The following is a 13,997-nucleotide window of genomic DNA, read 5'->3' on the forward strand; positions in this document are numbered from 1 at the left end:
CGCCTTTCAACATCCCGGCTCCAGTTCGGCCTTCAGATAGCCCGCGGTCTGGTATAGGTACTCGGACGCCCATCCCCACAGCGAGAGCTCCGCTGGGCTTGCCACCATGATCAATTCGCCGTCGAAGCACCGCTGCAGGACGAATCGAGCTCGGGAGATGTGCGGTGTGTACGTCACGACGATCACCCGGTTCCAACCGTACTGCTCGGCCCGGCGGCGCACTTCTCGCGCTTCGCCCCGGGTCGTCGATGGATCGGGGAGGAAACAGTCCACTTCGAATCCGGGATACGCCTTCCCGCAGTTCTCCGAGGCCCAGTTGTCACCCGGCCCGTCGGGATGGGAGAGAACCACCTTCGGCGCCCAGCCTGCCATGCCGAGCTCGATGCCGAGCGAGTGGCGGCGCCAGTCCTCACCGCCGAGGACGAAGATCGCGTCGGCAGGGCGCAGCGAATCAGTCTGTGGCCGGACGTAGACCGGCAACCCGGTAACCAGTGCTGCGATCACCAGCATGCATATCGACGCCACCACCACACGGATGGAAGGCCAGTTGTTTCGAAGCCTCACCCACGCGTTCTCCGTTTCGAGCCGAGGGTGCTAGCGGACATGCCAACCTCCCTGTAGGCGGACACGTTCTTCCCTGCTGACGGACAGCTGATCTCCCTGTCCGTGACCGTGGGACCGGCGGTGTGTCGGTCCTGAACCAGACGCCCCTCCGGGGTTTTGCTCGAGGTCTTCGACCACCACCGAGCGACTCCCACCGGAGGGACGCATGAAGAAGTCTGACAGGGACATCATGGAAATTCTCGAGGCCTACGACGCCACCGGCAGCGCGCACTCGGCCGCGCAGCTCGCCGGGGTGGACCCGAAAACCGTCCGACGCTACGTCGCCGCCCGCGACGCGGGTATGCCGGTGACCGGCACGGCGCGGCGGCCGCGCATCATCGACGACTACCTCCCCAAGATCGAGGAGTGGGTCGAACGCAGCAAGGGCCGGGTCCGCGCCGACATCGTCCACGAACGCCTGGTCGAGCTCGGGTTCGACGGGACCGAACGCACCACCCGCCGGGCCGTGGCGCAGGCGAAAACGGCGTGGCAGGCCGGGCACCGGCGCACCTACCGGCCGTGGATCACCGAACCCGGACTGTGGATGCAGTTCGACTGGGGCGCCGGCCCGAAGGTGCCCGGACCGGGCGGGATCGTGCGCTCGACCCTGCTGTTCTGCGCCTGGTTGGCGTGGTCCCGCTACCGGGTGGTGATCCCGGTGTGGGATCAGACGTTGCCGACGCTGATCGCGTGCCTCGATGCCACGGTGCGTCGCTTCGGTGGGGTGCCGACCTACGCGCTGACCGACAATCCGCGCACCGTCAGCATCGATCACGTCGCCGGCATCGCGGTGCGGCACCCGCAGATCGTCGAGACGGCCCGGCACTACGGCATGGCCGTGCACACCTGCATCCCCTTCGACCCGGAATCGAAGGGTGGCAGCGAAGCCACCGTCAAGATCGCCAAGGCGGATCTGGTGCCCACCGAGGCGAACCTGCTGCCCGAGTACGCCTCCTTCACCGACCTCGAAGCCGCGTGTGACCGCTTCTGCGTCACGGTCAACGCCCGACGGCACCGGGAGAGCGCCCGCATCCCGGCCGAGGCCCTGGCCGAGGAACGCGCCCGCCTGCACACCCTGCCGTCGGCCCCGCACACCCTGGCATTGGGGACCACCCGCAGTGTCGGCACCGACCAGACGATCCGGTTCGGCTCGGTGCGCTATTCGACCCCGCCCGGTCTGGTCGGCGCCGAGGTGTGGGTGCGCGCCGCCGGCGCCGACCTCGTCGTGGTGGCCGACCTCGATGCCCTGCCGCGGATTCCGGACTGGGCCGCCGGTCGGTGCGGTCTGAGCGAGGTTGCCCGGCATCGTCTTTCGACACCGGGCAACCCGAGCATCGACCCGGCCCACTACCCGAACCACCCCCAGGAAGCGGACGGGGCGCCGCGGCCGCCCCGTCCGAGGGCCCGCTCCGCTGCCGAGGCCCGGTTCCTCGATCTGGGACCCGGCGCGCACACCTGGCTGATCGCCGCCTCGGCGGCCGGGGCGGCCCGGATCCGGGCGAAGATGACCGCCGCGGTCGAGCTGGCGGCGTTCGTCGGCGCCGACACCGTCTCGGCGGCGCTGGCGGTCGCGGCCGGAGCGGGCCGGTTCGCCGAGTCGGATCTGCCGGCGATCGTCGCGCACCACACCGACACCGGCGCCGGCGCCGGGCGGGTCGTCGCCGACGAGACCCATTCGGTCCAGCCCGGCACCGGAGCCTGGGCCGGCTTCGGCACCGCCCGCACGGAGGCCCGCTCGTGAACCCCACCGCACCGCCGCTGCCCGACGATCTGCTCGCCGTCCTCAAACGCATGCGCCTGCCCTACCTGCGGGCCGCCGCCCCCGAGGTGCTGGCGACGGCAAAAGCGCAGCGGTGGGACCCGACCGAGGTCCTCAAAGTGCTGCTGACCGAGGAGATCCGCGGCCGCGACGAAGCCACCAGGGCGATGCGCCGCAAAGCCGCCGGGCTGCCGGCCGGCAAGACGTTTTCCTCGTGGCGCGAGGAGGATTCGTCGATCCCGGTCCCCACCCAGAGCGCCCTGGCGGCGTTGGAGTGGGTGCATCGCGCCGAGAACCTCGCCGTCAGTGGCCCGTCCGGAACCGGCAAGACCCACTTCGTCGAGGCGTTGGCGCATGCGGTGATCGACGCCGGGATGCGGGTGTCGTGGTTCACCCTCGAATCGTTGACCGCCGCGATCGGGCGGGCCGCGGTGGACGGGTCGATCACCAAGACCATCACCAAGATCACCCGGGCCGAGCTGATCGTCGTCGACGACATCGGCATGCTGCCCTCCGGTCAGGCCGCCGCCGAGGCGTTCTACCGCCTCGTCGACGCCGCCTACGAACGCCGCAGCGTGGCGGTGACCAGCAACCTCCACCCGTCCGGGTTCGACACCATCATGCCGAAGACCCTCGCCACCGCCGCCGTCGACCGGCTGCTGCACCACGCCCACGTCGTGATCACCGAGGGCACCTCACTGCGGTTGAGCGAGGCCACCGCCGGACGCGGGGTGGTGCCGTTGACCTGACATCGAGGGAGATCACCTGACCGCGGACAGGGAGATCAACTGTCCGCAGGCAGGGAGATCACCTGTCCGCCCACAGGGACGTCCTCCTGTCCCTTGACAGAGGGTGCCGTGACTACCGGCCAGTGTATGGGACGCAGCTCTGTCGGATCGTGCGGTCGGCGTCGAAATCGATACGGACGGAATCCTGCCTTACGGTCGGGCCTGACCGGCACGCGAGGACCTCGATATCGCGGATCCCGATCGGCGACCTTCCCTGCACCGATCGACCTAGGATCTGGAGGTATGGAGCGAAGCCCTTCGGCGTCTCCCCGGCCTGACGTGGTGTTCGGGTTCTCGTACGAGATGTTCGACGATGCAGTCGGTCGTGAATTCTGCCGACCGCCCGACCAGACGCTGCTTGCCCTTGCCCACGACGATCGGGTCGGCAGACTGATCGTGGCCGATCCGTGGCGTTCCTACGTCGTATCCGCGGCGCGCCGTCGGCCTGTCCGGCTCGTCGAGGACATCACAGTCGCCGGGCGAAACGCGGTCCGCGTCCGGCCTCACCGATTGCGGACGGGCGATCCCACCGATCTCGGCAGGGTGGAACGGTCCTATCGCCGCTACGGCGCAGTGCTCGGGCGCGCGCTGGCTCGGACTCGCGGCGAACGGAAACCGCGTCCGAGGTCGGCGGCCCTGGTCACCTACAACCCCTTCGTGGCGGCATTCTGTGATTCTCCGTGGATCAGCAAGGTCGTGTATTTCGGCCAGGACGATTGGGCGACAGGGGAGGGGGTGGTTCGATGGTGGGATCTCTACCGCGAAGCCTACCGGCGCATCGAGGAACGCGGAGCCGCGATATTTGCGGTGTCCGAGGAACTCGCAGAGCGTATTTCGCCGCGCACCACAGTCGTGCCCAACGGGGTGATCGCCGACGTGTGGCGTCCGCGGCATCCTGAACCCGATCGGATCGCGGCGCTGCCGCGACCTCGCGCCGTCTACACCGGCACGATCGACGACCGTCTCGAAGCGGATCTGGTCGAGACCACGGCGAGCATGGTGGGTTCGCTGGTCATGATCGGCTATCCAGGAGATGCGCGGACCGTCGAGTGGCTGCGTTCGCTCGACCGCGTGCATGTGTTCGACCCAGTCGGGCAGCATGAACTCGCAGCATTGGTGCAAGCCTGCGACGTCGGATTGATTCCGCACCGCGATCAGGCTTGTATCCGCGCGATGTCGCCCCTCAAACTCTACGAGTATCTCGCTGCCGGGCTCCCCGTGCTGTCGGTTGATCTGCCCCCCATTCACGGAGTCGACGACGAGCGGGTGTGTATCTGCCGGCGCGAGGAATGGGCGAGTGGCGTGAAGCGGGTCCTCGACATGGGGAGCGCACCGGAAGGCCGGCGACAGCAGTTCATCGACGCGGTTTCGTGGGAGCGTCGGATGCAGCCCGTGGTCGAGGCCGCTGTCGATTAGCGCGCGACGTCGGTGCGACCCTCGGAGGAAACGGGCGGACCGCCCCCGCGGCCGAGTACCCGGTCGGCCATGTGCCGAAGTTCGGCGAAGAGTGTTGGATGTGCGAGTCGCAGAACGGTTGCACCCGCAACGGCCGCTCCCGGCATTCCGAGTACGAGCACGACCACAGTGCGATCCGGCACGAGGACGGCAACCAGAAGGTAGGTCGCCGCCGCCCAGATCGCCACGTGGAGACCCGGCAGCAACAAGGCGACCTGGCTGCGCAGAGTTACGCCGAGGAGTCGCCGCCGGATGAGCCACTCGACGGGGACGAGCAGTCCGGTCGCAAGACTGTAACCGACTGCCACGCCGAACGGACCGAACGGCAGACCGGCGACGATGCCTGTGGTGGACACGACGGTGGTGAGCCACGCATAGCGCAGGTTGAGCCCTGCGTGCCCGAGCCCGAGCATCAGGGGAGCTGTCGACGGCTGGTAGATCGCCTGTATGGCGCCTGCCATGGCGAGTACCTGAATGATGGGGATTGCAGGTTCCCATTGGGAGCCGAACAGCAGGGCCATGAATTGGGGCGCTGCTACGGCGGCCGTGGCCATGACGGGCAGCGCGAGGACGGCATTGGCGCGCGTTGCACGCGCCAGTTCCCTACGAAGCGCATCGAGGTCGTGCGCCAGTCGGGCGAACGCGGGAAACAACACCGCGCCGACGGTGGTGCATGCCAGCTGAACCGGCAAGAGCAGCAGCCGATACGCCAAGCCGTAGAAGGCCAGAGCTTGAGGGCCCTGAAACCGTCCTACCAACAGGTTGTCGATATTCCGGGACACCGAGTTGATCAGCAGTCCGGCGGTGAACGCCCGCCACGAAAAGGCGGCGATGTCGCGCAGGTGCCTCAGACGCAGATTCGGCGACCGTCCGGCTCCCGCTGCCAGCAGCATCAGCAGCAGCACCGAGTCGGTGGTGACAATCTGTGCCACCAGTCCCCAATAACTGCCCCCTGCCAGCGCGACACCCAACCCGGCCAACCCGCCGACCATTGCGGCCGTGATGTCGGCGAGGCCGATCTCGCGGAACCGCATGTCGCGCTGGAGCAGCGCCCGCGGCGTGATCGAGGCGGCTCGGATGAGCAAGCTGGGCGAAAGCGCCACGAGCACGAGGGTGAGCTCGGGGGAGTGCATGAAGGAGGCCCATGTCGAGGCGACGGCGCAGGTCAGGGCGGTGAGCGCCCCCCCGACGGCCAGATTGACCGTAACGACCGCACCGGGCATGTCGGGTTCGATGCGTTCGCGCTGGATCAGTGCGCTGGAAAAGCCCTGGTCCAGCAGGAGTGCGACGATGCCGATATAGACCAATGCCTGCGCGACGATGCCGAATGCCTCGGGACCGATCAACCGGGCAAGCACGATCGTGAACCCGGCTCGGGACACCTCCCTACCGATCACGGAAATGCCGCTCCAGCGGATTCCCGTGGACAGACTGCTGTCAGCCATGGGGGGTCCGTGCCCGGGATCGCAGCGGGAGCCCTCGGTGCGTGGCGAATCGCCGAAGGCCCCGGCGTAGCGGAGTATCGGGTGCAGCCGATGTACTCACGGCGCAGCCGTCCGGACCGAAACGGACTGTACAGCCAGTTCTTCGATGATCCGAGCAGCGCTGTCGACGTCCTGACCCAAGTGCCAGTATGTGATTCCGTATCGGTCTCGCCACTCGAGCAGTTGCGCCGCGCATTCCGACGCCGTGCCGACAAGTATCGCCGGCGAGCCCTTCAACGTGTCGCCGGCCGCCTCGATGTGCCCCGACCACGACGAACGTGGCACGGAACCGTGCGGCGCGTCCGTCACGCGGACGTAGTAGCAGTTGAACTGGAGGACGGGACAGGGCCGCCCCGCGGCGTCGGCGGCGGCCCGGACTCTCCGGATCTTGGCCTCGATGCGATCGGGCGTGAGGTCGGCGATCGCCGCTTCGTCGATCGTGTTGGCGCGCATGCTCGGGTGTATCCCGACGATGTCGGCGGCACGTCCGGCGAGGTCGAGCATCCGGGGCCCTCCGGCGCCGACGAGAATCGGCGGATTCGGTTGCTGTACGCACCGTGGAAGGGCTTCCATGTGGCCGATTCGATAGTGTTCTCCCTCGAAATCGACGAACTCGGCCGTGAAGTAGCGTCGCAACACCGTCAATGCTTCGTCCAGCCTCGCGATCCGCCGGCCGGTGGTGTCGAATCGGAGGCCGAGGGCCGCGTAGTCGTCCGGCTGCCAGCCGGCGCCGATCCCGACTTCGACTCGTCCGCCTGAGAGCACGTCGATCGTCGAGATGTCCTTGGCGAGCAACGCCGGGTGGTGAAGATCGTTCGGCAATACGAGGGACAGGACCCGTAACCGGGTGGTGCCGGCCGCGGCGTATGCCATGGCGACCAGTGGAGCAAGTTGCCAGCCGTGGCTGACGTGCTGGGAGACGGCTACCGTGTCGAACCCCAGGGATTCGAGCCGGCGCACGTCGGCGATCCATCTGGCGCCGTCGGCCCGGAGCCGAGGCATGGGCGCGATCATGCGCATCGCGGGAGGGGCATGTCCGATCGAGCTCATGAACCGTCGACCTTCCATCGTCCGGCTAGTGCGGGGTACCTCCGATCGACTTCCGGTAGCAGATCCGGAAGTGTCAGCAGCACCCGGTCCGGCTCAGCTGCAACGAGTTCCTCCGGCGAGATGATCGGCACGTCGGTGCCGGGCATTCGGCGCCCTTGTTTAGCCGGTGAGGCGTCGGCTACCGCGGCCACCAGCCTCCGGTCGACGGCCGCGAGGCTGAACAACGCCACCGCACGGGACGCCGCGCCATATGCGTACACGCGTTTGCCGGACCGGTATTCGTCCTCGAGCCAGGTGCGCAGTGAGCGCACATGGTCGTCGGCAGCACGTTGCAGTGAACCTACGGTGCGTGGATCGGTCATACCGGTTTCGTCGGCGAAGACCCTCCGCACCGATTCGTCCGGTTCGACCTGCCCGTGCATGGCCGCGACGAGGACCGTGCCGCCGTAGAGGTCGAACGTCCAGGCCGCCACCGGACCCATGCCGACGTCCTCGAGGAGGCGGGTCAGCGCCGTCATCGAGTAGTACGCGAAGTGGCCATGACGAAGCGCGTTCCACTGGCCCCGGCAGACGATGGTGGCCAGGGAATGGAACTGGACGAGCAGCACACCGTCCGGGGCTGTGGCAGCGGCTCGCTCGACCATGGCCTTCAACTGGTCCGGTTCGTGCATCAGGCCGAAACAGTCGAGCACGACGTCGCAGGTACCGTCGGCCACGGTGAAGCCACGCTCGACGAGCAGCGGAAGCCACGTCCCTCCGTGGGGACTGCCGAACTCCCGTACGGTCGAGCCCCGTAACCGCTCGGATCGAGCGACGCACCGTACCGCACACACGGCCTGTTCTCTCAGGGCCTGCGGTTCGACGCCGCGTGGCTCCTCGATGATCGTGTCGTCCTCGGCGAGTTGCGCGAGGCCGCACGTCGCACACAGATCCATGGCAAGGGGATGCGAGACCTCGTCGTCGCCGATGACGTCGTCGGCTGGGGGAAAGTGATCGGCGGCCGGCACCTTTCCGAGATCGAGTACTCGATCCAGATCGGGCATTCCGCACGCTCGGCACACACTCATGGGAACATTTCCTCGTGCGCATCGAGGAAGCCGAGTTGGCCGACGTGATCGTGCTGATTCCGCAGCCCTTCCGCGACGAACGGGGGCTGTTCACGCGCACGTTCGACGCGGAGACGTTCGATGACCACCTCGGCAGGCCGGGAACTGCCGCGGCGTTCGTGCAGGACTCCCAATCCCGGTCGGTCCGCGGCGTCGTCCGGGGAATGCACGGTAGGTCCGGCCGTGGCGAAGCCAAACTCGTGCGCTGTGCGAACGGCGCGGTGCACGACGTCCTGATCGACATCCGGCCCGACTCGCCGACGTTCGGACGAAGCCAGGCGTTCCGGCTCGACGACGAAGAATTTCGCCACCTCTACGTTCCGCCGGGATTCCTGCACGGGTTCCAGGCACTGACCGCGACGGCGGACGTCTGCTACCGGATCGATCGGCCGCACGACCCGGCGGAGGACATCGGCGTCGCCTACGACGACGCGGATCTCGGGATCGACTGGCCGCTGCCGGTAACGGCCGTGTCCGCGAGGGACGCGAAGGCCGGAAGCTGGCGGGAGTTGCTCACGCGATTGCATTGACAAACCGCATCGATTCGTCCAGGATTCCTGTTTCCCGTAGCTCCTTCAGGTGTGAGAGCCGGGTGAACCGCTCGTGGAAGTCCTCCATTTTCAAGCTGAAGGCGGTGTACTTCTCGTACAGTTCCGCGGCGCCTTCGGGAACTGTCCATTTCGCCTCGTAGCCGAGCCGATCCCGAGCAGCAGAGAAGTCGACCCGGTACGAGCGAGGGTCGGGGCCGCTCTCCCCGGTGATCACGAGTTCGGAGCCAGGGACAACGTCCACCACGGCACCGGCAATGTCGGCCACCGTCAGGTTGTTGGTTTCGGTGCCGATATTGAATGCGTGGCAGTGGATGGCGTCCACCGGCGCCACGAGGCAGCGCGCGAACGCTTCCGCGATGTCCCGAGCGTGCACCAACGGTCGCCAAGGGGTTCCGTCCGACAGCACACGCACCTCGCCGGTGAGAACGGCATACCCCACCAGGTTGTTCAGGACAATGTCCGCTCGCAGTCGGGGCGAGAACCCGAATGCGGTGGCGTTGCGGAGAAACACCGGCGAGAAGCCGGGGTCGGCGATCGCAGCCACGTCGTCCTCGACGCGCACCTTGCTCTCCGCGTACGGCGTGAGCGGGCGCAGCGGTGCACTCTCGTCGACGGCATCTTCCCCGGCGGCGCCGTAGACAGAGCAGGTGGATGCGTAGAGGAAGCGACGCACACCAGCCGCCTTGGCGCATCGAGCGAGCCGCACGGAGGCCTGGTGATTGATCTCGTAGGTGATTCTCGGTTCGAGCGCGCCGAGGGGATCGTTGGACAGGGCCGCGAGGTGGATCACGGCGTCGAATCCCGTCAGGTGCGATGCGGTGATGTCCCGTAGATCGAGCCGGATCGCGGGAGGATCCTGCGGAGCGGGCCCGAGAATGCAGTCGGCGAAGAGACCGGAATCCAGGCCGATCACCTCATGACCGTACGAGCGAAGGACCGGCACCATGATCGACCCGAGGTATCCCTGATGACCGGTGACGAGGACACGCATGTCATACCTTTCCGAAGTGGACGGTGGCCTTCTCCACGACGAAGGCCTCGGCGTGCGGCCGTCGGCATTGCACGCCGCGGAGACGGGAAAGACCCAGGAATGCCTGTTCGTCGAACCAGTCGTGGTCGGTCTGGGACGGGTAGTGCTTGAGCAGGATCCGTGCCTTCTCCTCGGCGATCCTGCGGGTCAGCGGATGGTAGATCGTCGGTCGTGGCGTATCCGTTTCCCATTTGAGGATCTCGTACCCCAGGACCAGGTGGTCACGGAAGACGGTGGGCACCAGTTCGGCCAGTATTCGATGATCCTGATGCGCGTCGTCGCGATGCGGCGCGAACACCACGTCGGGTTCGCAGGTGTGCCGGAACGATTCGAGTGCGTTCTTGATGGGCTCCCAGTATCCAGGGGCGTGGCCGTCGGGAACGTCGAGGACCCTCACCTCGACCTCGGCACCGGGACACAGCGCCGCCAGAGCGTGCCGCTCTTCGATCTCGCGCCGCGAGTCCTCACCGGAAAGTACGAACGCATGCACGCGCAGCGGGGACGAGACCCGAGCCGACAGCGTCAGCAATGTGCCGCCGACACCGATGGCGATGTCGTCGCAGTGCGCACCGAGCACTGCGATCTCTCGGACGTCGCCGGCACAGAGCTCGATCATGATTGCACCGCCACGGCAGTCGGTTCCCACAGCATCCACGGCCGGATCCCTCGCGCGTAGTTGTCGTCGAGCTCCGCACGTTCCTTGAACGTATCCGCCGGCTTCCAGAAGCCGTCGTGCCGATATCCGAACAGGCGGCCGCGGCCCGCAAGGGTGCCGCACACGTCGGTGACAAGGTCACCCCCTGGCGGCAACAGCTCGAAGATCTCCCGATTCAGCACGAAGTAGCCGCCGTTCTCCCAGATGGGGAAGTGGCTGACCGGCACGATTTCCTTGATTTCGCCGTTCTCGGCCAGATCCACACAGTGGAACGAGGACTGTGGGGGTACGACCAGCAGTGCGGCGGTCGCGCCGGACTCGTGGTACCGCTCGATCATCCGATCGAGTGGCGCGTCGGTGAGCACGTCCGCGTAGTTGGCCAGGAAGTGCTGGTCGCCTCCGAGATAGTTCCGCACGCGTCGAAGCCGCTCGCCGATCGAGGATTCGAGGCCGGTGTCGACGAAGGTGATCGACCAGTCGCTGATATCCGTATGGAGCAGTTCGACCCGGTTGCGGTGCATGACGAAGTCGTTGGATGCCTCCTCGTGGTAGTCGAGGAAGAACTCTTTGATCTTGGTGCCCCCGTAGCCCAGACACAGGATGAACTCGGTGTGGCCGAAGTGCGCGTAGTACTTCATGATGTGCCACAGCAGCGGCCGCGGTCCCACCATCTGCATGGGCTTGGGGATTTCGTCGGTGCGGTCGCTGCGCATCCGCATGCCGTAGCCGCCACAGAACAGAACGACTTTCATACCGTGATCCTCCTGACGAAGTCGGCGGGGCCGATGGTGGTGTGCAGAGTGGGCAGCGGGAAGACGAGCCGGCCGCCCCAGGCGGCGATGTACTGCAGCTGCGTCGTCAGTTCGGCCGCCAGGTTCCACGGCAGGGCGACGACCACGTCGGGCCGGTCCTTGTCGATCTGCTCCGGCGGCAGGATCGGGATCCGGGCGCCGGGCGTGTAACGCCCGTGCTTGTACGGATTCCGGTCGACGGTGTACGCCATGAGGTCGGGGCGGATGCCGCAGTAGTTGAGCAGGGTGTTGCCCTTGCCCGGCGCGCCGTAACCGACGACGGACAGGCCCTGGTCGTGGCAGTCGAGGAGGAAGCGCAGGAGGGTTTGGCGGACGGAACGGGCGCGGGCCTCGAGTTCGCGGTAACCCGCCCTCGTGTGCAGACCCGCCCGGCGTTCCTCCTCGAGCACGGCTTCCACCCGTGACCCGGGGGGATCCGCGACCTCGTCCGGCCGGGCCCAGAGCCGGATCGATCCGCCGTGGGTGCCGAGAAGTTCCACGTCGACGACCGACAGGCCGCCGGTGGCGAGCGCCCGCATCGCGGACAGCACCGTGTAGTACTGGAAGTGCTCGTGGTAGACGGTGTCGAACTGCGCTTCGCGCACGAGGTTCAGTGCGTGGTGCACCTCGATGGAGATCCAGCCGTCGTCGGCGACGAGGGTGCGCAACGATCGGGTGAACCCGAGCAGGTCCGGGATGTGGGCGTAGACGTTGTTCGCCACGACCAGGTCCGCGGGCCCGTACTCCCCGCGGATGTCCTCGGCGAGGCTTTCGTCGAGGAAAGCGGTGACGGTGGGAACCCCGATGGCACGAGCCGCGGAACCGACATTCACCGACGGTTCGATGCCCAGGCACGGGATGCCGGCCGCGACCGCGTGCCGCAACAGATAACCGTCGTTGCTGGCGACCTCCACGATCGACGAGCCCGCGCCGAGATGTAGATCCCGGATGGCGGCTTCCACGAACTGCCGCGCGTGGTCGACCCAGGAGTCGGAGAACGACGAGTAGTAGGCGTATTCGGTGAAGGTGTCCTCGGGTGTGATCAGCGCCGGGATCTGCAGCAGTAGGCAGTCCTCGCACAACCGCAGGTGCAGCGGATAGGTGGTCTCGGGCAGGTCGAGCTCGTCCGCGGCCAGGAAGCGTTCGCACGGCGGTGTGGCGCCGAGATCGAGCACGCTGAGGAGCCGTTCCGATTCGCACAGGCGGCACTTCATTGATGGCACCCCTCGGGCAGTCGGTGGGAACCGTGCCGACGAGATATTCGCAACATCAGGTCCGACTCGATTAGATAATCATACTGAGGGGATGAATGGAACCCTGAAACAATCTTCGAGATTGTTTTGCCTGCTGTTTGGTGCCAATTGGTAGACACCCCTAGACTCGAATCACTCACACCCCACACGTGGGTCGGGCACGCCGGGGTGTCGAGGCGTACGGTGAGATCCTGGGGAGGTCGCCCGATGTCGTTTCAGATCGTTCAGCGTGACCAGACGCTCGTCGCCGGCCTACCCGTGCGCAGCCCGCGCCGGGCCCTCGGCAAGGTTCGCGACCGGGCGCTCGAACGGGCATGGTCGGCGGTGCTGAAGCAGGAACTCGGCGGGCCCCTGGCCTCCGCCTACACCGATCATGCGGTCGACATCGACTCCTACTACACCCAGACGGTCGGGTATCAGTGCGAGTCGTTGGATCAGGTGACCGAAGGCCACCTCGTGGCCTGCCTGCCCGCCGGGACCTACGCGAAGTTCTCCTCGACCGGTACGTTTCCCGGCGTCTTCATCGACCTGTGGAACCAGATCCGTGCGGCCGAGGAGGCGGGCGAGATCGTCCGGTCGTTCACCGGCGACTTCGAGTTCTATCCCCACGCGTACCGCATCGACATGTACGTGGCGATCCGAACCACGGAAAAGGGTGGTGCGCAATGACTTTCGAACTCACCAAGCTGCACGACCACTATGTGGGGGGACTCGTTCTGCCCGGACTCGAGCCGGGGGCAACCGGGCAGCGGTCCGAACTGCTGACCTTTACGGAGGATCGCATCCGCGCGCGCGGCATCGGCGAGGTGGTCGTGGTCTACATCTGCCACCCCGAGGTCGGATGGAACGCGGTGGTCGGCTATCGCTGCGACGGCCTGTCCGACCTGACGATCGGAGACTCGCTGGTGCGGATCCCCACCGGATACTTCGCCCGCTTCGTTCCGGGCGGGGATCACTCCGATCCCGTCGAGGACGTGTGGCACCAGGTCGAGATTGCCGAAAAGGAGGGTCGGATCGAACGGGCGTACCGTGAGGAGGTGGCTGTCATCGGCCCGTCGGGAGTAACGGAACTTTACATATCTTTGGCTTGAAGACCGTGTGAAACACCCGAATACTGCATACTCGACCCATACAGCCACATGTATGCCCCGTGCTGTCCCAGGTCGACGATCACGACGGCGGTGAGCGAGAGGGCCTGATGTGGTCCGCCGGGTAACTCCGATCGGGGTCACCCGCAAGGTCGGAGGCCGACAGTGGATCGAGCAGTGCGGGTCGCATCGGACTCGGTGCGCGAGCGCGTCTCGACCTACAGGGATCCTGCCTCCGGGTATTCGTTCGTCGCTGCCGCACCGAGTGCGGCGCCGGATCTGTGGAACGAATATCTCGCCCGGGCATTGGGTGCCTATCGCAGATTCGGCGTCGAGTGCGCACTCGAGTACGAGAAGGTGCGAAGCGGGGAGAACACGGCGATG

General features: G+C 66.7%; 14 protein-coding genes. 6 read left to right on the plus strand and 8 right to left on the minus strand.

All coding sequences use genetic code 11. The features are described from left to right. Positions 1–6: 6 nt before the first annotated feature. Complete coding sequence (locus tag ISO16_RS24975) at positions 7–510, minus strand: YdcF family protein (protein WP_050034803.1); 504 nt, start codon at positions 508–510, stop codon at positions 7–9. Positions 511–769: 259 nt separating this feature from the next. Between ISO16_RS24975 and istA the strand changes: the two genes are divergently transcribed. From istA to ISO16_RS24990, 3 genes are all read left to right on the plus strand, one after another. Further along, positions 770–2,344: an IS21 family transposase gene (istA, locus tag ISO16_RS24980; RefSeq protein ID WP_230304621.1), complete on the plus strand. Its 1,575-nt coding sequence runs from the start codon at positions 770–772 to the stop codon at positions 2,342–2,344. Continuing rightward, on the plus strand, positions 2,341–3,111 hold the full coding sequence (gene istB / locus ISO16_RS24985; protein WP_072636906.1) for an IS21-like element helper ATPase IstB: 771 nt from the start codon (positions 2,341–2,343) through the stop codon (positions 3,109–3,111). Before istA ends, istB begins: the two co-directional genes overlap by 4 nt. 318 nt (positions 3,112–3,429) lie before the next feature. After that, on the plus strand, positions 3,430–4,566 hold the full coding sequence (locus ISO16_RS24990) for a glycosyltransferase (protein WP_072634654.1): 1,137 nt from the start codon (positions 3,430–3,432) through the stop codon (positions 4,564–4,566). Here ISO16_RS24990 and ISO16_RS24995 read toward each other — a convergent pair. The 3 genes from ISO16_RS24995 to ISO16_RS25005 form a co-directional block, all read right to left on the minus strand. Then, positions 4,563–6,050, minus strand: coding sequence for a lipopolysaccharide biosynthesis protein (locus ISO16_RS24995; protein WP_083662413.1), 1,488 nt, complete (start codon positions 6,048–6,050; stop codon positions 4,563–4,565). The two genes, ISO16_RS24990 and ISO16_RS24995, sit on opposite strands and share 4 nt — an antisense overlap. A gap of 96 nt (positions 6,051–6,146) precedes the next feature. Continuing rightward, positions 6,147–7,091, minus strand: coding sequence for a TIGR03621 family F420-dependent LLM class oxidoreductase (locus tag ISO16_RS25000; RefSeq protein WP_170914028.1), 945 nt, complete (start codon positions 7,089–7,091; stop codon positions 6,147–6,149). 44 nt (positions 7,092–7,135) lie between these two features. After that, on the minus strand, positions 7,136–8,206 hold the full coding sequence (locus ISO16_RS25005) for a class I SAM-dependent methyltransferase (RefSeq protein ID WP_072634656.1): 1,071 nt from the start codon (positions 8,204–8,206) through the stop codon (positions 7,136–7,138). Between the two features lie 14 nt (positions 8,207–8,220). On the opposite strand from ISO16_RS25005, the gene rfbC reads away from it, so the two are divergent. Then, positions 8,221–8,775, plus strand: a complete 555-nt coding sequence (rfbC, locus tag ISO16_RS25010; RefSeq protein ID WP_072634657.1) for a dTDP-4-dehydrorhamnose 3,5-epimerase — start codon at positions 8,221–8,223, stop codon at positions 8,773–8,775. On the opposite strand, the gene ISO16_RS25015 is transcribed toward rfbC, so the two are convergent. The 4 genes from ISO16_RS25015 to ISO16_RS25030 are packed head-to-tail and all read right to left on the minus strand — an operon-like array spanning position 8,759 to position 12,486. After that, positions 8,759–9,787 carry an NAD-dependent epimerase/dehydratase family protein gene (locus ISO16_RS25015; RefSeq protein WP_072634658.1) on the minus strand — a complete coding sequence of 343 codons (1,029 nt, stop codon included), beginning with the start codon at positions 9,785–9,787 and terminating at the stop codon, positions 8,759–8,761. The genes rfbC and ISO16_RS25015 overlap by 17 nt on opposite strands. Before the next feature lies 1 nt (position 9,788). Then, on the minus strand, positions 9,789–10,442 hold the full coding sequence (locus tag ISO16_RS25020; RefSeq protein ID WP_029542156.1) for a PIG-L deacetylase family protein: 654 nt from the start codon (positions 10,440–10,442) through the stop codon (positions 9,789–9,791). Next, on the minus strand, positions 10,439–11,233 hold the full coding sequence (locus ISO16_RS25025; protein WP_029542158.1) for a glucose-1-phosphate cytidylyltransferase: 795 nt from the start codon (positions 11,231–11,233) through the stop codon (positions 10,439–10,441). The genes ISO16_RS25020 and ISO16_RS25025 overlap by 4 nt, the downstream gene beginning before the upstream one ends. Next, positions 11,230–12,486 (minus strand): class I SAM-dependent methyltransferase, encoded by a 1,257-nt coding sequence (locus ISO16_RS25030; protein ID WP_029542160.1) that lies wholly within the window; start codon positions 12,484–12,486, stop codon positions 11,230–11,232. The genes ISO16_RS25025 and ISO16_RS25030 overlap by 4 nt, the downstream gene beginning before the upstream one ends. Before the next feature lie 246 nt (positions 12,487–12,732). On the opposite strand from ISO16_RS25030, the gene ISO16_RS25035 reads away from it, so the two are divergent. Together ISO16_RS25035 and ISO16_RS25040 are read left to right on the plus strand one after the other, a co-directional pair. Next, positions 12,733–13,194, plus strand: coding sequence for a GyrI-like domain-containing protein (locus ISO16_RS25035; protein ID WP_072634659.1), 462 nt, complete (start codon positions 12,733–12,735; stop codon positions 13,192–13,194). Beyond that, positions 13,191–13,616: a hypothetical protein gene (locus ISO16_RS25040; protein WP_029542164.1), complete on the plus strand. Its 426-nt coding sequence runs from the start codon at positions 13,191–13,193 to the stop codon at positions 13,614–13,616. Before ISO16_RS25035 ends, ISO16_RS25040 begins: the two co-directional genes overlap by 4 nt. The last annotated feature ends 381 nt before the right edge of the window (positions 13,617–13,997 follow it).

Origin of the sequence: Rhodococcus sp. M8, assembly GCF_015654185.1 — a bacterium.
Classification (GTDB): Bacteria; Actinomycetota; Actinomycetes; order Mycobacteriales; family Mycobacteriaceae; genus Rhodococcus; species Rhodococcus aetherivorans.